The following is an 18,474-nucleotide window of genomic DNA, read 5'->3' as shown; positions in this document are numbered from 1 at the left end:
GATGAAAACGACACAGTCTGTCGCGCTGGCGCCGCATAAAGGGGCCGCGCTTTCCCGGGAAAATGTTCTGCTGCTGTTGCTGAAAATGCGCACCTTCATTGCGCTGTTTTTGATTGTCGGCTTCTTCACCATGACCGTGCCGGGCTTTCTCTCCACCGGCAGCCTGGTGATCATGATTAAGCATATCGCCATCAACGCATTTCTGGCGCTGGGGATCACCTTTGTGATCATCACCGCCGGGATCGACCTTTCTATCGGCGCCACCCTGGGGCTGTGCGGGATGATTGCCGGGTGGATGATCACCAAAGGGATTGTGCTGCCGATGTTTGGCATCGCCATCTTCCCGAGCGTGTGGGTGATTGTGCCCGTGGTGCTGCTGATTGGCGCGCTGATAGGGGCGGTGAACGGCTGGATCATCACCCGCTATAATGTGGCGCCCTTTATCTGCACGCTGGGCACCATGTACGTGCTGCGTGGCGCGTCGATGCTGACCTCTGACGGCCAGACCTTCCCGGGGCTCTCCGGCAATCCGCAGCTGGGGAATACCGGCTTTGATGAGATTGGCGCAGGCACGTTCCTCGGCATTCCGTGGGCCATCTGGATGATGATCGTGCTGGCGCTGGTCATCGCCTACATCGCCCGCCGCCTGCCCTTTGGCCGCCACGTCTACGCCATCGGCGATAACGAGCGCGCGGCAGAACTCTCCGGGGTGCGGGTCAAGCAGGTGAAAGTGCTGGTCTATACCCTGTCGGGGTTCTGCGCCGCCATCGCCGGGATTGTGGTTTCCGCCCAGCTGTTAGCCAGCCATCCGGCCAACGGCACCGCCTTTGAGATGAACGCCATCGCCGCGGTGGTGCTGGGCGGCACCTCGCTTGCCGGCGGCCGCGGCACTATTCTCGGCACCCTGATCGGCGCCTTCGTCATCGGCTTTTTAGCCGACGGCCTGGTGATGATGGGGGTGAGCGAGTTCTGGCAGATGGTGATCAAAGGGATTGTGATTATCGTGGCGGTGATTATCGACCAGATGCAAAACCGGATGCAGCAGAAAGCGGCGGTGGTGGCGCAGAAGGCGGTGATGGAAGGGAAGTAGCGACATTGTGCGAGGTTTATGCCGGGTGGCGGCTTCGCCTTACCCGGCCTACAGAGCTACTGAGCCAGCGATGAAAAAATTCCAGGAGAATACAAGGCTTACAGCGGCTCCCTGGTCCGGCTGAAAATCGCCGAAGCGTTTCCGGAAGGCCGGGGCGAGGCGCAGGGACGCGCCGAGAGGGCATAGCCTGCAGGGATGCAGGCTGGTGCCCGACCCGAAAGCCTGAAGGAATAAGCTGAGGACAAAATTGCCGGGAGCAATTTTGGACAGCGCTTGCGCTGGCCCCGAAGGGGTGAGCCCCAGGGACGGGGCGAACAATCCGCGAAGCGGCGATTTTCTTGCCGGGAGCCGGGATTGTTAAGGGGGCGGCGATAGCCCCCTTAACACGTTCACCGGTGACGTGGTTTACAGAGAAGCAGCGAACGCAAGGTGAACGGAACCATCACCTCAGTCGCATGTTCCCCCTCACCCATCGGGCTTACACCCCTTTCAACAAACTCCGCGCCGTCGGGTAATCGGTGATTAACACATCGATGTACTTCCCTTCCAGCGCCCCGCGAATGGCGTTGCGTTTCTCTTCCCCACCTGCGAGGGCGATTACCTGCGGGCAGGCGCGGATCTGCGCCAGCTCCATACCAATTACCGGATCTTCTTCCGCACTCAGCACCGGCTCGCCTTTCGCATCGTAGTAATGCAGGCAGATATCCCCTACCGCCCCGCGTTCGGCCAGCAGTTTGAGCATCTCTTCGTTGTAGTAGTTGCCGGAGTTTTTCAGCAGCTGCGACGGCTCCAGCTCGCCGATGCCGACGATCGCCACATCCACTTCGGCAAATTTGCTCACCACCGCCGCCACGTCCGGGCTGCTCACCAGCCGGGCGCGCTCCTCTACCGAGTGCTCAATACTTTGCGACGGCAACAGCCACGCCGGGCAGCCAAGATGCGCCGCCAGCTGCTGGGTAAGAATGGTCGCCTGCACGTTGCCGTTGGGACCCACGCCGCCAAGAAGCTGGATCACCCCCGCGGCGCGGATATTCTGCGGGTGCATCTCATCCACCATGCAGCGGATGGTGCTGCTCCAGGAGGAGATCCCCACCAGGTCTTCCGGACGCAGACGGGTTTCGACATAGTGCGCCGCCGCGCTGCCGATGGCGTGCTTGATCTGGGCACTGGACGGGTTCTCGCCCACGTCCACCACGATGGCCTGTCGAATGCCGTACTGCTCCTCCAGCGCCTTTTCCAGCGAGACAAAAATATTGGTAGGCTGAACGACGGTAATTTTGACCAGCCCCTCTTTCTGGCAACGCGTCAGCGCCCGCGATACGAAGGATTGTGAGAGGTGCAGCAGGGAGGCAATCTCGGACTGCTTTTTATTCTCGCTGTAGTAAAGTGTGGCGATCTTCACCAGCAATCGCTGTTCATCCTGTTTCGACATAACGTTCCCCTTAATCGGCTGTCGTTATTTTTATTCATCACTGAATATTTAACAAGCAAGCGCCCGCCCGATCCGCCAGGCAAATGTGATCCTTTTCTCCTTTCTTCGAAATTTGCCCGCTCAAACCGTAGACAAACCCCGGTTATGGCGCTGCACTCCCTGCTAAGGGGCCGACTAACGGCACAAGGCAGCAATAGCCAACGTCGGGTGTTTGTAGTGATTAGGGATGGTGAACTGGCCGAGGGCAGTAACTGGGAAGCCGCGTTCCATGCTATTTTTTCTGCTGGTTGTAACCCAATGGGCGGCTCCAGTCATCGTCATACTTGATATTCCCTTCGATATAAAACCACTCAATTCCTGAATAGGAGATTGCGATATTCTCCATCATTCCTGGCGTGCGAGAACCCGGGATATAAGCATGAGAAGCATTAACTGACATGATCACAATGCTGGTAAGCGTAATTCTGTAAATCTCGTATTCAATGCCAGCCTCGTTGATGTCGTAATAGTGTATTACTGCCTTTTGCAGCCGCTTACTTTGACAGACTGCAACCGCAAAATATGGCGAGGTTTTATCAATCTCTTTGTGCAGGGTAAAAGCGTTGTGTTCGCGCGAACCCATAAGTTTACCCGTGTTGCGGCATGTGTTCTGGTACACACCGTAACTGCTGTTCATAATTTCAATTGCACCCTCACGGTCCAGCGCCATACAACTGCCTTTGATCAGCTGTCCATTTTCATCATAGAGATACATATAAGCTGGTAATGACATCGTTATTTCCCTTATTGATTACTTGAGACGTTCCAGTCATTGTCGATAAAGAACACGTAGCGATAATTTGAACCATTAAGCGTGTACGACACGCCATAGGTATAACCCGGCCTAAGCATCAGGTTTAAACAGGAGCCTGGATAGGAGAGAGCAACGTGCTCATTAGTAGCAAATTCTTTGTATTCTCCACCCTGCATTGAAGAAATGTTATAGCGACTCAGGACGTCGGTTTTATCCACCGAAAAGCAAACATGCCCCTTATCAACGATGATCGAGCGCCAGGGGGCTGCACGATCGCCTTTACCACATCCGACAAGGGTTACAGATAACAGAATTAAGGATAAGTAGCGTTTCAATGCGGGAAACTCCCAAGCACTTTCTGATATCGAGCGATGAGTTTGAGGGTAGGCTCTGACGGGTCATAGTTTTTGAGGCGATACAGGTCGTTTCGATTACCGAATCCATATGTTTTCAGCAACCAGTAATCACTCACGATACATGCCTGATTTTCTATGCCATAGTCCATCAAATTTGGTTTATTAAGCTCATAGTTGTAATCAACAGCCCATGAGAATGCGCCACGCGTTCTTACCATCATCCCGCGCTGGTGTTGCCAGACATGCATCATTTCATGCAGAAATATGTGCTGACCGCCTATGCGATCGTTTTTGACGTGTGGCTGTGAAAAATCAGGCTCATACACCCCTTCCTGAAAATATATTTCGCCGTTTGGCGCCATAGCGACGTTGTTCGCCTGCATATTGAAAGGAAGATAGCTGCTGCGGTGAATCCATACTTCGTTATAACGAATACTAAAAGCGTAGAGCGTGCGAGCCAGATTAATTTCACCAAGGGTCAATAACCGCAGACCTCCGCGATTTATTCCATTCGACATATTATCCCTCCAATAAGAAGGATTTATCATATCAACGGTTTAAAATTGTACAATTGTTTATGTGCTGAATAAAAATAGACAATACATTGGTCTCGTTTATCATATTTCATATCGCTAAGCGTTAAACAGAGCACCTTTCTATTTTTCGTTAGCATAGCTAATATTTAAACAATTCATATTGGTATTTAAACAGCCCATTAATCCGGCATGACTGAGGTCAACATGTTTTATTAGTCTGCCTTCGTAACCCTTTGAAATAAAAATTACTACAATTGCCTTAGGTCTTGCCAAATCATTTTCTCTAAAGCTTTTTACAGCCCTTATGTTGACCGGCGACCTTGCAAGGATGAATGTGTCCTTCTGATTCTTCGCCCTTAATTCCCCTCTCGACGCGGATCATTCTGAAACAACTGGCGTAAAAACAGTATTACGCAGCGGTATGCCGCACCACGATGCGTTATTCCGCTCCGCCCGCAGGGCAATCACCTGTGGTCAGGCGCGGATGTGCGCCAGCTCCATGCCGATGACCGGGTCTTCTTCCGGGCAAATGTGATCCTTTTCTCCTTTCTTCGAAATTTGCCCGCTCAAACCGTAGACAAACCTCCTGACTGGGCATATCTTACATTACATGAATAATAAATCAGCATTGAATATATATTCAAAGCGGTCATAAATCCCTGCTCTGACAGAGAGAACAGGGAAATAGCTTACCCGGCTGGAATAATTATTCACATCAGATTATAAATTCAGGAGGTATGTTATGAATCCGTTTTCGCTCTCCATCGCGGAGCTCGAAACCCGGGCGCGCTCGATTCGTCGCCGGATCATCGTGCTGAATGCCGAAAGCCCGGCGGGCGGCCACACCGGGGCCGATCTGTCGCAGGTCGAACTGCTCACCGCCCTTTACTTCCGCATTCTGAACTGCTCCCCGCAGCTGAAGGATAGCGATGAACGCGATATCTATATCCAGTCGAAGGGCCATGCGGTGGGCGGCTATTACTGCGTGCTGGCCGAAGCCGGGTTTATCCCCGTTGAATGGCTCGCCACCTATCAACATGCCGACTCCCATCTGCCGGGCCATCCGGTGAAACATAAAACGCCGGGTATTGAATTGAATACCGGCGCGCTGGGGCATGGTCTGCCGGTAGCGGTCGGGATCGCCCTGGCGGCAAAACGCAACAACAGCAAGCGCCGGGTGTTTGTGGTGACCGGTGACGGGGAGCTGGCGGAAGGCAGCAACTGGGAGGCCGCGCTGGTCGCTGCCCACTATCAGCTGGATAACCTGTTCATTATCAACGACAAAAACAATCTGCAGCTGGCGGGCTCCACCAAAGAGATCCTCAATACCGATCCGCTGGATGAGAAATGGAAAGCGTTCGGCCTGGAGGTGACCGCCTGCAACGGCAACGACATGGCGGACGTGGTCGCCACCCTGGAAGGGCTGAAACCCAACGGCAAACCCCATGTGGTGATTGCCCACACCACTAAGGGCGCGGGAATTTCGTTTATTCAGGGACGGCCTGAATGGCACCACCGGGTGCCGAAAGGGGAAGAGATTGAACTGGCGCTGGAGGAACTGAAAGATGAGTAATAGCGAACACCTCGCCACGGTGATGGTGAATGCCTTTATTGACGCCGTTGAACGCGGCGTGGACCTGGTGCCGGTGGTGGCGGACTCCACCTCCACGGCGAAAATCGCCCCCTTTATGCAGCGTTTCCCGGGCCGCCTGGTCAACGTCGGCATCGCTGAGCAGACGCTGGTGGGCGCCGCTGCCGGTCTGGCAATCGGCGGCAAGATCGCCGTCACCTGCAACGCCGCGCCGTTTTTGATCTCGCGGGCTAACGAGCAGATCAAAGTCGACATTTGTTACAACAACACCAACGTCAAGCTGTTCGGCCTGAACGCGGGGGCCAGCTATGGGCCGCTCGCCAGCACCCACCACAGCATCGACGATATCGCCATCATGCGCGGCTTCGGCAATATCGAAATTTACGCCCCGTCGAGCCCGAACGAGTGCCGCCAGATCATCGACTACGCCCTCGACCATGTGGGCCCGGTCTATATCCGTCTCGACGGGAAAAACCTGCCGGAACTGCATGACGACACCTACCGTTTTACGCCGGGCAAGATTGACGTCCTGCGCAGCGGCCAGGACGTGGCGCTGGTGGCGATGGGCTCGACGGTACATGAAATTGTGGAAGCTGCTGCACAACTCGCGGAAGAAGGTATTGACGCCACTGTTATCAGCATTCCATCTATTCGTCCGTGTGATACCCAACAGCTGCTGGCCGCCCTCGCCCCGTGCAAGGCGGTGGTGAGCGTCGAAGAGCATAACGTCAACGGCGGCGTCGGCAGCCTGGTGGCGGAAGTGCTGGCCGAAGCGGGATGCGCCGTGCCGCTGAAACGGCTGGGGATCCCGGATGGACAATACGCGATTGCTGCCGACAGAGCGTCAACGCGGGCACGCCACGAGATTGATGTCGCTGGGGTGGTGAAGCACGCCCGGGAAATGCTGACGCGACAGGTTTGCTGAAAATAACAACAACATCTTACTGGAGAGAAAAGCAATGTCCCGAATTCCTCAACAACTGACAATGGGCGTGGTCATCGGCAACCGGGGGTTCTTCCCGAGCTATCTGGTAGCGGAAGCGCGCGAGCAGGCGATCGCCCTCTTTGGCCGTCTGGGTATCAACACCATTATGCTCGACCCCAGCCAGACCGAGCTCGGCGGCGTGGAAACCCGTCAGGATGCGAAAGCCTGCGCCGAACTGTTTCGCGCCCACCGCGACAGCATTCACGGCGTGGTGGTGCTGCTGCCTAACTTTGGCGATGAAAAAGCCATCGCCGAGACCCTGCGTCTCTCCGGCCTGAACGTGCCGGTGCTGGTGCAGGCCGAGGAGGACAACCTCGATAAAATGGGGCTGGCAACCCGCCGCGACAGCTTCTGCGGCAAAATCTCCCTCTGCAACAACCTGCGTCAGTACGGCATTCCTTTTACCCTTACCACCCAGCACGTCTGCGCCCTCGACGGGGAGGTGTTTGCGCAGGATCTGAAGCGTTTCGAGCAGGTCTGCCGCGTGGTAAGCAGCATGCGCGGCGTACGCGTGGGGGCGATCGGTGCGCGTCCGGCGGGCTTTAACACCGTACGCTACAGCGAAAAATTGCTGGAGAGACTGGGCATCGCCGTGGAGACGCTCGATCTGTCCGAAGTCTTTACCCGGATCAAAACCCTACGCGACGATGACATCCGCGTGGATGAAAAACGGCGGATCCTGATCGACAACGCCGACGCCAGCCGCATTCCGGCCGACAAGCTGGTGACCATGGCGAAGCTGTTTGTGGTCATCAGCGAGTGGGTGGCCGCCAACGATATCGACACCACCGCCATCCAGTGCTGGACTTCGCTGCAGGAGAACCTGGGCATTAACGTCTGCTCGATCATGAGCGTCATGTCCGGCCAGCTGATGCCGAGCGCCTGCGAGGTGGACGTGATGGGGGCACTCTCCATGTACGCCCTGGCCAGCAGCAATATGAACCCGGCCTCCATTGCCGACTGGAACAACAACTTCGGCGACGAGCGCGACAAGTGCGTGCTGTTCCACTGCGGTAACTTTGCTGCCGAAAGCCTGGAATCCCCGCATATGGGCACCGCCGACATCATCGGCACCACGGTCGGGAAAGAGAACACCTGCGGCGCGGTGCATGGTCGCCTGAAAAGCGGCCCCCTCACCTACTTCCGCCTGAGCACCGACGATCTGACCGGGGAAATTAAAGCCTACGTAGGCCAGGGCCAGTCGGTGGACGATCCGCTCGACACGGTGGGCTGCCGGGCCGTGATCCAGGTGCCGCATCTGGAGAACCTGCTGAACTGGATCTGCCGCAACGGCTTTGAGCATCACGTGGCGATGAACCACTCCGCCAGCGCGGAGATCCTGCATAAAGCCTTTACCCGCTACCTTGGCGTCTCAACTTACCTTCATCGTTAAGGCTGGAGGCCGCTATGTCGGTGAACAAAGACATTATCATCGCCCTCGACGAGGGCACCACCAATGCCAAAGCGGTGGCGCTGGATGCCAGCGGGCATGTGGTGGCGAGCTTCTCCCGGGCGCTGGCGATCCAGACGCCCCACGAAGGCTGGGTTGAACAATCCGCCGACCTGCTGGTGGAGGCCTCTCTGGAGGTGGTGGCCCGCGCGATGGCCACCGTCGGGGCAGAGAGAGTGGCGGCGCTGGCGATCAGCAATCAACGAGAAACCGTGGTGGGCTGGGAGCGGGCAACGGGCAAACCCATTGCCCCGGCGCTGAGCTGGCAATGTTCCCGCACCGCGGCCTTTTGCCACCAGCTGCGTGAGCAGGGCCACGGCCCGGAGATTAGAGCGGCCACGGGCCTGCCCATCGCGCCGCTGTTTTCTGCCTCCAAAATGCGTTGGCTGCTGGAGAACCCCCCCGACGGCACAGCGCGTGCCGCCCGGGGTGAGATCTGCCTCGGCACCGTTGACAGTTGGCTACTGTGGAACCTGACCCAGGGGCAGGCTTTCAACTGCGACTACGCCAACGCCGCCCGCACTCAGCTGATGAACCTGCACAGCGCCGACTGGGACCCGCAGATGCTGGCGCTGTTTGGCATCCCCCGCGCGGCCCTGCCTGATATCAAACCTTCCAGCGGACTGTTTGGTTACACCCGCGGCTGCCCCTCCATTCCGGACGGACTGCCGGTGATGGCGATGATCGGTGACTCTCACGCCGCGCTGTTTGCCCACGGTCTGGGGGCGGAAGGCTGCGTGAAGGCGACCTACGGCACTGGCTCGTCGGTGATGGCGCCGGTGGCCTCTGCCCGCAGCGAGGTGAGCACGCTGGCCACCACCGTGGCCTGGCACGACGGCGATACGCTGGTCTACGGGCTGGAGGGGAATATCCCCCATACCGGTGACGCGGTGGCGTGGATGGCGGACAGCACCGGCTTAAGCGAGCTGTCGCAGGCGGAGCTTATCCATGAGCTCAACACCCTCCCCCGCTCGGTAGACTCCACGCTCGGCGTCTACTTTGTGCCGGCATTGACCGGCCTTGGCGCGCCGTGGTGGAATGAAAACGCCCGCGGGATGATCCACGGCCTGAGCCGCGGCGTGAAGCGGGCGCACCTGATCCGCGCGGCGCTGGAGTCGATCGCCTATCAGATTGCCGACGTGGTGCAGGCGATGCGCGCCCATCCGGGCTTTGCCCTGAATGCGCTGATGGTTGACGGCGGGCCGACAAAAAACGACTGGCTGATGCAGTACCAGGCGGACCTGCTCGGCTGCCCGGTGATGCGCAGCGACGTGGCGGAACTCTCAGCGATGGGGGCGGCACTGCTGGCCCGTAAGGCGCTGTTTAACCTGACCACCGCCCAGCTGCGCCAGTATCTGCCGGAGCAGGTCACTTTTACGCCGGATATGGCGCGCCACGCCCGATTGCAGTCTCGTTGGCAGGCCTGGCAGCAGGCCGTTGCGCTGGTACGCCAATAAAAATGCCCCGTCCGGCGATACGCCAGACGGGGCAAATAAACGGGTGCCCGAACCAAACCGACCATTGGATAAGCGGGGATTGCTCCCCGCATACCGCTACTTCTTCGTTTCGTAAGCGAGAACAGCTTTCACTTCTACATCACGCTCCTTAAAGCTCAGCTCGCATAACGTTTCGCGAACCAGAAACGTGACGCCCAGCACAGTTAAAGCCAGCACCAGGATCGCCCAAAAGGCGTACTTGTTAAGCATGTCATTGCCTCCTTGCTAAGAAGAGGCTACCATCCAAATTGCTAGGTTTGGGTAGGTAGCCCCGGTTGATGGAAACATCTCCGGGGCTTTTGCTTTCTGCATCTCCAGACCTGCCTGAGCTCAGAAAGCATCAGGCACCCGCCGCAATACTACGCTCGCTCAGGTGAAAAAACCGCCTTTTCACTGGTTATTTAGCCAGGTAAATTACTTTTTCAGAAAACGTTTAGATGATGGCGTGAAGTACGTTAAATCGACGTCATCACCGGAGCAGAGTGCAGTCATGCCAGAGGCGTAGAAACGTCATTCTGTACTACCTTTTTTGTTTGACGAACCTGTACGCTGAGACGAGCTTCAGTTATCGGGGTTAGGCTGATGGTGCTGGCGATGAAGCATCAGGGCTTCCGCGATGATGTCCTGTTTGCTTTTACGCGTTTCGTAAGCGGTGGCCTGCACGTACTCACAAAGCTCTTCATCGATGCGTGCGCTCAGCATGGTTAACCGGGCATTTTTACTTTCACCTCGCGGTCTGCGCTTTGATGGATAACTTCTGATTTTGTCCACACTCCCTCCGCCTTAAGCATGCAGTTATTTCATGTCCTGAAATATGAAAGTCTGCTTAAAACATGTCAACATTCTAAATCTGAGACACATTTTGTTGAAGGTATGTTAAATCAGAAAGACTTTATCGAAAGATTATTTTCAAATGAAAGAAAGTGACATGTCTTACAATAGACAGATACACGCAGAACATTATGTTTGCGATTAGACTTCATCAAGAAGACTTTCATGATTGATAAAGTGGTCATCTTTACCGGGATGGTGCAAACTTCAGATGCACCAGAGCGTTATGCGCCTCACGAGAGTGATATTCAAAGAGGATGCCCCGATACCCGATGCGTTTGAGCTGAACGCTTTAGATAACCTCTACAAACTCAATCAAAGCAAAAGACTAAGTAAAGACTACTTTATCTAGTAACAACTTTTTAAAAATCGTCACCAAATAACATTATTAAGACAATTAAATAAGTCACTAAAGTTTGACTTTAGTCAAATAAGTCAAGGCGTATAAAGAGAGGTAACCGGACGATATCATGCCCACCAAAGAGGTGGGCGGACCTGTTTATCCGTGGTGGTGATGGTTGTAGCGCGCCTCACGAGCGTGCTCGCGTTCCCGCGCCTGTTTCTGCCCTGTCCTCAGGCGGTAACATCTGATCTGTTCTCCTGGCGCACGGCCGCAAACAGCCAGCGCCAGAAAAAGACCTTCACACCCGAACCCAGGAACATCGCCAGCCAGAGCCACGGGCTGTATTTGAGGCTGGTATGAATGACCTCCACCAGGTCAACGTGCAGATGATCGGCGACGGCATGCCCTTAATAGCAAAAGAAAATAAACGGCGCAGGGGCCCCTCTTTAGAGGCGCGCCTGCAATAAATTCACTGTTATGCCGTTTCGGGGCGAACGTGAAATGCCTCGAGGCGTTTGATCTGCCGTCCATCGTTATCAAAATTATCTGCGGCCAGCCAGCCACGCAGAGCCGCGTCCCGCTCCGGCCATTCGCTGTCTATGATGGAGAGCATATCGCTGTCGCGGTTACGGCCTTTACGCACCAGCTTCTGGCGCAGCCGCCCTTCCCAGGTAAAGCCCAGCCGCTCTGCGGCCCGGCGCGAGAGGATGTTCATCGAATCGCACTTCCACTCCAGACGGCGATAGCCTCGCTCAAAACCATATTTCAGCAGCAGCCAGATCGCCTCTGTGCCGAGCGGGCTGTTTTTCATTTTGCGCGACCAGGTGACATGCCCTATCTCCACCGAACCCAGCTGTTGCTCAATGGCCATATAACAGACCAGCCCGACGGCGCGCTCGCTCTGGCGATCGATCACTGCAAAAGGCACCAGCGCCTTATCCTGCACTTTGCCCTGCACCCAGCTGGCGGTCTCTTCCACGCTGGCAGGTTGATTGCTGGCAAGCCAGGTCCAGTCGCTGTCGTCGCCCAGCGCGTAGGCCTCGAACAGATCGCTCGCATGCTGGTGCGCATTCAGCGGCTCAAGGCGGCAAAAACGCCCTTCCAGCACCCCGCGCTCCAGTACACTGGCCCCCTGCCAGCCGGGAACAGGATCGTTAACCATCTGTCCCCAGATATTCATCTCCGGCACGCTGCTACCCCCTTTCTTTGTGAACGGTTTGTTATTTCACAATACAGGATTGTCTGCATAACAGTACTGTCGGGCGCGTTAATCGCGTAAATAATTCTTTATGCTGGGGATGTATCAGGAGAGAAGTTCGATGAGAGGACGACGGCGCTGCGCTTGCACGGGCCTGCATTTCGCGCCGCTTTGGTTTGCAGGCCGGGTAAGGCGCAGCCGCTACCCGGCAGGATGCAGATTACTTCAGGTTCTTGAGCATTTTTACCGTGGCATCCAGGTCAATCTCATCTTCGGAGAAGATAAAGGTTTTGCCCTGGAAGGTGGTGATAGCCAGTTTTCTTACCGTGCGCATTTCGCCCGCTTTGGCCGTTGATTTCGGCGCGATATTGCCCATCAGGCTCTTCACCGACAGCACGCCGTTCTCTTTATCAATCCGGGTTTCGGCGGGCTCTTCTTCGCTGTAGACCAGGTAAGATTTGATGGAGGTGATTTTATGGCGCTCGCCATCGAGGTAAATATATTTGCTCTCGGGGATCACCTTCACCGCATACGCCGACAACCCCTTGTTGTTGGTGGTCGGTTCAAACGTTACCGCGGCATCTTTCTTAATCAGATCGGGATTGGCGACCTTAATCACATGAAAATAGCGGTTATCGCCGTTTTCATCTTTGATAAATCCAAAGCCCTTATCTGCAAACCAGGTTGTGATTGTTCCGTTCATCGCCATTGCCGTTACCGCCTAATTAATCGTTACTAACTCAGTTTTTGCCGCGCGCAGTGTAAAGCACAACGCCTGCGCAGACTACGTCTTTCATGCAGTAACTACTCATTGCCCCACTGGTTCAGGAAATTGGCGATATCGTCAATGCGCTGGGTGTTGATGCCGGCTTCCACCGCCATCTCGGTCTGCGCCGCTTCACTGATCTCTTCGTTATTCATCAGGCGGGTGATCAACAGCTGGAAATAGAGCGCCAGCGAATCACGCTCTGACTCGTTGACCGGCTCGGCGGCTTCCGTCATGTACTCATCCACGATGTCATAATATTTAATCGGTACGTCGTTGCTCATGCGTTATCCTCAGGGTGTCAGTTGTTGCGAGGATTTTAGCATCCTCACAATATTTTTTCCGCGGGCGCCACAATAGACTTGCTCATGTTGACTCCGGTAATGCCAAAACCGCTGGTCTCGTAAAGATGCCGGGCACGGGTATTATCCCCTGCCACTCGCAGTCTGATCTCTTTAAAGCCCCTTTCGCGCAGATGCGCTTCAAAAACGCGAAGAGTCTGTTTACCCAGCCCCTGCCCCTGACAAGAGGTGAAAATATGAAAATCGTAGATAAACACTGAACGCATCATTGTATCGGGTTTGTACCAGAGATAACCGACAGGCCTGTTGGTCTGATCTATCGGCGCAACAAGAGAGAGTAAAACGTGTCCATGCGTATTCACGCCTTCAGGAAGCATTTCGGCAATTTCCTGCTTCGCTCTGGCAAGAGAATCGTGTTGAGAGAGTCCGTAGTTTGAGGCGATCTCCCCGGCATAATCATCAATAAAATAGTCCAGATAAGCAGGATACTCATCCTCTGTCAGGGGTCGAAATGAGACCATTGCTTGCTCCTTAATGTTAATAATCAGGCCAATATTAATAGCGATAACGACTCTGGAGCGTCAAGGTAGACTGGGCCTGTTCCATAGGGAAAGGGAGAACCTCACCCGTTGTCTATACTCAACTCATCACAGACAACGGAGTGCGCCATGCCTTTACCCGATTTTAAATCCTCTGAACCCTACACCCTCGGCATCGAACTGGAACTGCAGGTGGTTAACCCGCCGGGCTACGATCTGAGCCAGGACTCATCCGCCCTGATCGCCGCCGTGAAAAACGACATCAAAGCCGGGGAAGTGAAGCACGATATCACCGAAAGCATGCTGGAGATCGCCACCGGCGTCTGCCAGAACATCGACCAAGCGGCGGCGCAGTTTTCCGCCCTGCAGCAGAGCATTTTGCGGGCTGCGGCGGAACAGCATATTCAGATTTGCGGCGGCGGTACGCATCCGTTTCAGAAGTGGCAGCGTCAGGAGGTGTGCGAGGACGAACGCTACAACGCCACGCTTGAACGCTTTGGCTATCTGATTTTACAGGCCACGGTGTTTGGTCAGCATGTTCATGTGGGCTGCCGAACCGGGGATGACGCTATTTACCTGCTGCACGGGCTGTCGCGCTTTGTGCCGCACTTTATCGCCCTGGCGGCAACGTCGCCCTATATGCAGGGCACCGACACGAAGTTCTCCTCTTCGCGCCTCAATATCTTCTCCGGATTCCCGGATAACGGCCTGATGCCGTGGGTTAACAGCTGGCAGGAGTTCGAAGGGCTGTTCCGGCGTCTGAGCCACACCAGCATGATTGACAGCATCAAGGATCTACACTGGGACATTCGCCCGAGCCCCCATTTTGGCACCGTGGAGGTGCGGGTGATGGACACGCCGCTGACCCTCGCCCATGCCATTAATATCGCGGGGCTGATCCAGGCCACCTCCCACTGGCTGCTCACCACCCGGCCTTATAAGCACCAGGAGCGGGATTTTCTACTCTATCGCTTTAACCGTTTTCAGGCCTGCCGCTACGGGCTGGAGGGGATCCTGACGGACGTCCACACCGGGGAACAAAAAACCATTGCAGAAGATCTCGCCTGGCTGCTGGAGCGCGTAGCCCCTTCTGCGCAGAAGCTTGGGGCGTCGAGTGCGATTGAAGACATCGCCCGAAGCCTGAAACAGGAGAAGAGCGAGGCTCAGCGCATGCGGGACTTTATCGCAGACGGCGGCTCGCTCATTTCGTTAGTGCAAAAACAGTGCGAGGTTTGGGCGACCAGCCCGTAATCGCTCTGTTTTAACCTCCAAAGCGATCTTCTGAGGTGTGATAGTTTGGCCCTCTCCCTTTGGGAGAGGGCCAAACGTTATACCGCCTTACGGAACCTGCGGGTCAGTCGCTTCTCGATTTCGACGATGAAGAACATCGCGCCCGCGGTCGCCAGGGTTACACCCCAGTAGCGCAGCGGCAGCGCTTCGGTGCCGAACAGCATCTGCATAAACGGCAGGTAGATAATTGCCAGCTGCAGCAGCAGCAGCACGCCCGTCACCAGCCAGATACCTTTGTTCGCCAGCAGGCCGCGGTTCAGGGAGAAACCTTCGGTGTTGCGGCAGTTAATCATGTAGACCCACTGGGCACAGACCAGCATCTGCAGCAGCACGGTGCGGATGAACTCCGCGCTGTGGCCGCGCGGAGCCAGCCAGGCTTCCAGCGCAAAGGCGGCGACGGCGATCAGGGTGCCAACGAAGGCCACCCGCCAGACGGCATAACCATCCATCACGTGCTGCCCGCTCTGACGCGGCGGGCGACGCATGATGTTGCGCTCGGCGGCCTCAAACGCCAGCCCAAAGGAGAGCGTGGCGGAGGTCGCCATGTTCATCCACAAAATCAGCACCGGCGTCAGGGGAATGATGTTCCCCGCCAGCAGAGCAATCACAATCAGCAGCCCCTGCGCGAGGTTGGTCGGCATGATAAACAGAATGGTCTTCTTCAGGTTGTCGTAGACGCGACGCCCCTCTTTCACCGCGCTGGCGATGGTGGCGAAGTTGTCGTCCGTCAGGACCATATCCGCCGCCTCTTTGGTCACTTCCGTGCCCTTGATGCCCATCGCGATGCCCACATCCGCCTGGCGCAGGGCCGGGGCATCGTTTACGCCGTCGCCGGTCATACCGACGATTTCACCTTTCTCCTGCAAGGCTTTCACCAGACGCAGCTTATGCTCCGGGCTGGTGCGGGCGAAGATATCGTACTCCACCGCCGCTTTTGCCAGCTCGCTATCATCCATCTGTTCCAGCTGGGAGCCGGTCACCGCCTGGCCACTGTTGGCGATCCCCAGCTTCTGGCCGATGCTCATGGCCGTCTGCGGGTGATCCCCGGTGATCATCTTGACGCGGATCCCCGCCTGCTGGCAGGCATGAATGGCGTCGATCGCTTCAGGACGCGGCGGATCCATCATCCCGGCGATACCGAGGAAGATCAGGCCATGGCCGAGATCGTTGTGGGTTAACGTCTGCTCACCGTTCGCCGGTTTGTACGCCGCCGCCACCATACGCAGCCCCTGACGCGCATAACGCTCCATCTCGGCCTCCCAGTAGCTGCGGTTGAAGGCTTCGGCGCCATTGCGGGTCTGCTGCTGCGCGCAGAGAGCGAAAATAACGTCCGGCGCGCCGGTGATGAGGATCTGCTCCTCGTCACCTATCCGATAGTGGGCGCTCATGTACTTGTACTGGGAGTCAAACGGGATCTTGTTAATCAGCGTGGTGGTGACCGGTGCCAGCCGCGCTTTGGCCGCCAGTACCTTCAGCGCACCTTCGGTCGGCCCGCCGGTGATACGCCACAGGCCGCGCTCGTCCTGTATCATCTGGCTGTCGTTACACAGATCGATGGTGCGCAGATAGTGCTCCAGCACCGTACCCGGCTGGATCTGCACCGGCTCGTCGCTGCCCTCCAGAGAGATGTTGCCTTCCGGAGCATAGCTGTCGCCCTCAACGCGGTAGCAGCTGTCGGCGGTGATGATCGCCTTGACGGACATCTCGTTCATGGTCAGGGTGCCGGTTTTATCCGAGCAGACCACGGTCATCGCCCCCAGGGTTTCTACGGTGGGCAGTTTACGGATGATGGCGCGCTTGCGGGCCATCGCCTGCACGCCCAGCGACAGGATAATCGAGATAATGGCAGGCAGACCTTCCGGAACCGCCGCCACGGCCAGGCTAATCAAAGAGAGCAGCAGCTCACCGAGCGGCATGTCGCGCAGCAGCAGGCTAAAGACGAACAGCGCGGCCATCATCGCCATGATGATCCCGAAGATGGCCTTGCCGAGTTTGTCCATCTGCACCAGCAGCGGAGTGCGGTGCTTCTCGATCCCGGCCATCATCTGATTAATGTGGCCCAGTTCGGTCTCCTGGCCGGTGGCAATGACTACCCCAACGCCGCCGCCTGCGCTCACCGTGGTACCTGAGAAGACCAGATTGGTGCGATCGCCGAGCGGTAATTCCCCGTTCAGCGGCTGGGTGTGTTTATCCACCACCGTCGATTCGCCGGTGAGAATAGCCTCTTCAACGCGTAAATTATGCGCCTCAATTAAACGCATATCGGCCGGAATACGATCCCCGGCACGCAGAACAATAATATCCCCGGGAACTATTTCAGTTGTGGGTATTGTTTCATGATCGCCGTCACGAATAACACGAGCATCGCTGGCGAGCATATTCCGGATGCTGCTCAGTGATTTTTCGGCGTTACTTTCCTGAATATGACCAATTAACTCGTTAATGACCGACACACCCAGAATAACCAGGGTATCGATCCAGTGACCCATTATTGCCGTTAATAGTGCAGCGGCCAGCAATACATAAATCAGCACATCGTTAAAATGGGCCAGAAAACGCAGCCAGGCTGGTCTGGCTTTCTTCTCCGGCAGCGCGTTGCGGCCATGCTTGTCCAGGCGCGCCTGTGCTTGCGTGCGGCTCAGACCCGCCGCGGTGCTCTGCTGCGCGGCAAGCGTCTGCTCTACGGTCTGCTGATAGGCCATGTCTGGCGTGGTGGGCGGCGGCGTCTGGGTGTGGTGCATTTTGGTCATATTTCAGCTCCTTCAGATTGCGGTGAGCAAAAGCCTGAATTCCATATCTGCTTTTATAAATCTGTCGACAATATTGGGTTGTCAGGAAAATTAATTTATCGCACTATTATTGTTGTCGGCGGCATTAAACCGGTAACGTTTCATTTCACCAGAGCGCTTTTTACAAATTATTTCTAAACCGAAACTAAACGAGAGGGAACCATGTTTGGGATTTATCGCGGACGACGCCTGGCGTTATATATTTTTGTTGCCATTGTTATTGCGACGTTAATTGGAATGAGCACCTATACCTTTGTAAAACTATTCGCCGGAGGCTGACAATAATTGACATTAATGCAGGTTAATTGAATAGAGATTTTTCTGACAGGGAAATATCAGCGAATTAGCGGACAATTATTTATCGCGCCTGCGTCTGACGGTTGATATTGCTTTACGAAGCCCTATCCGTGACAATGTTATTTTTAACTGACGATTAACATAATCATGAGACACCCGTTAGAATCGCTGTTAACGGCAGGCGGCATTTTGTTGATGGCCTTTCTCTCCGTTCTGTTACTGCCTGCGCCGTCGCTGGGGCTGGTGGTGGCGCAAAAGCTGATGACCCTCTTCCATCTGATGGATCTGAATCAGCTTTACACCATCATCTTTTGCCTGTGGTTTTTACTGCTCGGCGCCATTGAATTCTTTATTCTGCGTTTCATCTGGCGCCGCTGGTTTGCGCGTTAA

Annotated in this window: 19 protein-coding genes and 1 pseudogene; 8 read left to right on the top strand and 12 right to left on the bottom strand. The window is 55.8% G+C overall.

The annotated features are described in order from the left end of the window. Window position 1 precedes the first annotated feature (1 nt). A complete protein-coding gene (locus C3406_RS01330) occupies window positions 2-1,090 on the top strand; it encodes an ABC transporter permease (RefSeq protein WP_103824133.1) in 1,089 nt (362 codons plus the stop codon). 478 nt (window positions 1,091-1,568) lie between these two features. On the opposite strand, the gene C3406_RS01320 is transcribed toward C3406_RS01330, so the two are convergent. After that, window positions 1,569-2,522 (bottom strand): sugar-binding transcriptional regulator, encoded by a 954-nt coding sequence (locus C3406_RS01320; RefSeq protein ID WP_103824131.1) that lies wholly within the window; start codon window positions 2,520-2,522, stop codon window positions 1,569-1,571. Window positions 2,523-2,696: 174 nt separating this feature from the next. Between C3406_RS01320 and C3406_RS01315 the strand changes: the two are divergent. Next, window positions 2,697-2,795 (top strand): annotated as a pseudogene (locus C3406_RS01315) (transketolase); the annotation flags it as partial. Here C3406_RS01315 and C3406_RS01310 read toward each other — a convergent pair. From C3406_RS01310 to C3406_RS01305, 3 genes are read right to left on the bottom strand one after another with little or no spacing between them, the layout of a single operon-like run. Further along, the gene (locus C3406_RS01310; protein ID WP_103824130.1) at window positions 2,794-3,294 is read right to left on the bottom strand and encodes an Hcp family type VI secretion system effector; all 501 of its coding nucleotides are present in this window, start codon (window positions 3,292-3,294) and stop codon (window positions 2,794-2,796) included. The pseudogene C3406_RS01315 and the gene C3406_RS01310 sit on opposite strands and share 2 nt — an antisense overlap. 11 nt (window positions 3,295-3,305) lie before the next feature. Then, window positions 3,306-3,650, bottom strand: a complete 345-nt coding sequence (locus C3406_RS25900) for a putative T6SS immunity periplasmic lipoprotein (RefSeq protein WP_146052357.1) — start codon at window positions 3,648-3,650, stop codon at window positions 3,306-3,308. Continuing rightward, window positions 3,647-4,189, bottom strand: coding sequence for a type IV secretion protein Rhs (locus tag C3406_RS01305; RefSeq protein ID WP_103824129.1), 543 nt, complete (start codon window positions 4,187-4,189; stop codon window positions 3,647-3,649). The genes C3406_RS25900 and C3406_RS01305 overlap by 4 nt, the downstream gene beginning before the upstream one ends. A 760-nt stretch (window positions 4,190-4,949) precedes the next feature. Between C3406_RS01305 and C3406_RS01300 the strand changes: the two genes are divergently transcribed. The 4 genes from C3406_RS01300 to C3406_RS01285 are packed head-to-tail and all read left to right on the top strand — an operon-like array spanning window position 4,950 to window position 9,690. Further along, the gene (locus C3406_RS01300; protein WP_103824128.1) at window positions 4,950-5,780 is read left to right on the top strand and encodes a transketolase; all 831 of its coding nucleotides are present in this window, start codon (window positions 4,950-4,952) and stop codon (window positions 5,778-5,780) included. Beyond that, window positions 5,773-6,723 (top strand): transketolase family protein, encoded by a 951-nt coding sequence (locus C3406_RS01295; RefSeq protein WP_103824127.1) that lies wholly within the window; start codon window positions 5,773-5,775, stop codon window positions 6,721-6,723. Before C3406_RS01300 ends, C3406_RS01295 begins: the two co-directional genes overlap by 8 nt. 34 nt (window positions 6,724-6,757) lie before the next feature. After that, window positions 6,758-8,176 carry an L-fucose/L-arabinose isomerase family protein gene (locus C3406_RS01290; RefSeq protein ID WP_103824126.1) on the top strand — a complete coding sequence of 473 codons (1,419 nt, stop codon included), beginning with the start codon at window positions 6,758-6,760 and terminating at the stop codon, window positions 8,174-8,176. A 14-nt stretch (window positions 8,177-8,190) separates the two neighbouring features. Next, the gene (locus tag C3406_RS01285) at window positions 8,191-9,690 is read left to right on the top strand and encodes an FGGY family carbohydrate kinase (RefSeq protein WP_103824125.1); all 1,500 of its coding nucleotides are present in this window, start codon (window positions 8,191-8,193) and stop codon (window positions 9,688-9,690) included. Window positions 9,691-9,786: 96 nt separating this feature from the next. Here the strand turns inward: C3406_RS01285 and C3406_RS01280 are convergent, their stop codons facing one another. The 7 genes from C3406_RS01280 to C3406_RS01260 form a co-directional block, all read right to left on the bottom strand. After that, window positions 9,787-9,939, bottom strand: coding sequence for a Hok/Gef family protein (locus C3406_RS01280; protein ID WP_103824124.1), 153 nt, complete (start codon window positions 9,937-9,939; stop codon window positions 9,787-9,789). Window positions 9,940-10,290: 351 nt separating this feature from the next. Continuing rightward, a complete protein-coding gene (locus C3406_RS26235) occupies window positions 10,291-10,431 on the bottom strand; it encodes a hypothetical protein (RefSeq protein WP_197080127.1) in 141 nt (46 codons plus the stop codon). 702 nt (window positions 10,432-11,133) lie between these two features. Further along, entirely contained in the window at window positions 11,134-11,274 is a 141-nt protein-coding gene (locus tag C3406_RS26130; protein ID WP_158250556.1) for a hypothetical protein, read from the bottom strand. Window positions 11,275-11,378: 104 nt separating this feature from the next. Continuing rightward, window positions 11,379-12,092, bottom strand: a complete 714-nt coding sequence (locus tag C3406_RS01275; RefSeq protein ID WP_103824123.1) for a GNAT family N-acetyltransferase — start codon at window positions 12,090-12,092, stop codon at window positions 11,379-11,381. A 229-nt stretch (window positions 12,093-12,321) separates the two neighbouring features. Continuing rightward, window positions 12,322-12,810 carry a cold-shock protein gene (locus tag C3406_RS01270; protein WP_103178570.1) on the bottom strand — a complete coding sequence of 163 codons (489 nt, stop codon included), beginning with the start codon at window positions 12,808-12,810 and terminating at the stop codon, window positions 12,322-12,324. A 95-nt stretch (window positions 12,811-12,905) separates the two neighbouring features. Further along, entirely contained in the window at window positions 12,906-13,151 is a 246-nt protein-coding gene (locus tag C3406_RS01265) for a YmjA family protein (RefSeq protein WP_103824122.1), read from the bottom strand. Between the two features lie 44 nt (window positions 13,152-13,195). Then, entirely contained in the window at window positions 13,196-13,690 is a 495-nt protein-coding gene (locus C3406_RS01260; RefSeq protein WP_103824121.1) for a GNAT family N-acetyltransferase, read from the bottom strand. Between the two features lie 147 nt (window positions 13,691-13,837). Here C3406_RS01260 and C3406_RS01255 point away from each other — a divergent pair, with 147 nt between their 5' ends. Next, the gene (locus tag C3406_RS01255) at window positions 13,838-14,959 is read left to right on the top strand and encodes a YbdK family carboxylate-amine ligase (RefSeq protein WP_103824120.1); all 1,122 of its coding nucleotides are present in this window, start codon (window positions 13,838-13,840) and stop codon (window positions 14,957-14,959) included. 77 nt (window positions 14,960-15,036) lie between these two features. Here C3406_RS01255 and C3406_RS01250 read toward each other — a convergent pair whose 3' ends face one another. Further along, window positions 15,037-17,739: a cation-transporting P-type ATPase gene (locus C3406_RS01250; RefSeq protein ID WP_476629923.1), complete on the bottom strand. Its 2,703-nt coding sequence runs from the start codon at window positions 17,737-17,739 to the stop codon at window positions 15,037-15,039. A 492-nt stretch (window positions 17,740-18,231) separates the two neighbouring features. On the opposite strand from C3406_RS01250, the gene C3406_RS01245 reads away from it, so the two are divergent. Further along, window positions 18,232-18,474, top strand: a complete 243-nt coding sequence (locus C3406_RS01245; RefSeq protein ID WP_103824118.1) for a DUF1158 domain-containing protein — start codon at window positions 18,232-18,234, stop codon at window positions 18,472-18,474.

Source organism: Leclercia sp. LSNIH8, from assembly GCF_002920195.1.
GTDB lineage: Bacteria > Pseudomonadota > Gammaproteobacteria > Enterobacterales > Enterobacteriaceae > Enterobacter.
Note: the sequence above shows the minus strand (reverse complement) of the source record. Positions and strands in the feature narration are given on the sequence as shown.

What these genes read in the sequence shown, in the direction of transcription:
- C3406_RS01280 (WP_103824124.1), bottom strand. Translation starts at nt 9,939, where the DNA reads ATGCTTAACAAGTACGCCTTTTGGGCGATCCTGGTGCTGGCTTTAACT.
- C3406_RS01265 (WP_103824122.1), bottom strand. Translation starts at nt 13,151, where the DNA reads ATGAGCAACGACGTACCGATTAAATATTATGACATCGTGGATGAGTAC.
- C3406_RS01295 (WP_103824127.1), top strand. Translation starts at nt 5,773, where the DNA reads ATGAGTAATAGCGAACACCTCGCCACGGTGATGGTGAATGCCTTTATT.
- C3406_RS01305 (WP_103824129.1), bottom strand. Translation starts at nt 4,189, where the DNA reads ATGTCGAATGGAATAAATCGCGGAGGTCTGCGGTTATTGACCCTTGGT.
- C3406_RS01260 (WP_103824121.1), bottom strand. Translation starts at nt 13,690, where the DNA reads ATGGTCTCATTTCGACCCCTGACAGAGGATGAGTATCCTGCTTATCTG.
- C3406_RS01250 (WP_476629923.1), bottom strand. Translation starts at nt 17,739, where the DNA reads ATGCACCACACCCAGACGCCGCCGCCCACCACGCCAGACATGGCCTAT.
- C3406_RS01320 (WP_103824131.1), bottom strand. Translation starts at nt 2,522, where the DNA reads ATGTCGAAACAGGATGAACAGCGATTGCTGGTGAAGATCGCCACACTT.
- C3406_RS01270 (WP_103178570.1), bottom strand. Translation starts at nt 12,810, where the DNA reads ATGGCGATGAACGGAACAATCACAACCTGGTTTGCAGATAAGGGCTTT.
- C3406_RS01245 (WP_103824118.1), top strand. Translation starts at nt 18,232, where the DNA reads ATGAGACACCCGTTAGAATCGCTGTTAACGGCAGGCGGCATTTTGTTG.
- C3406_RS01255 (WP_103824120.1), top strand. Translation starts at nt 13,838, where the DNA reads ATGCCTTTACCCGATTTTAAATCCTCTGAACCCTACACCCTCGGCATC.
- C3406_RS01285 (WP_103824125.1), top strand. Translation starts at nt 8,191, where the DNA reads ATGTCGGTGAACAAAGACATTATCATCGCCCTCGACGAGGGCACCACC.
- C3406_RS26235 (WP_197080127.1), bottom strand. Translation starts at nt 10,431, where the DNA reads ATGCTGAGCGCACGCATCGATGAAGAGCTTTGTGAGTACGTGCAGGCC.
- C3406_RS01330 (WP_103824133.1), top strand. Translation starts at nt 2, where the DNA reads ATGAAAACGACACAGTCTGTCGCGCTGGCGCCGCATAAAGGGGCCGCG.
- C3406_RS01290 (WP_103824126.1), top strand. Translation starts at nt 6,758, where the DNA reads ATGTCCCGAATTCCTCAACAACTGACAATGGGCGTGGTCATCGGCAAC.
- C3406_RS01310 (WP_103824130.1), bottom strand. Translation starts at nt 3,294, where the DNA reads ATGTCATTACCAGCTTATATGTATCTCTATGATGAAAATGGACAGCTG.
- C3406_RS01300 (WP_103824128.1), top strand. Translation starts at nt 4,950, where the DNA reads ATGAATCCGTTTTCGCTCTCCATCGCGGAGCTCGAAACCCGGGCGCGC.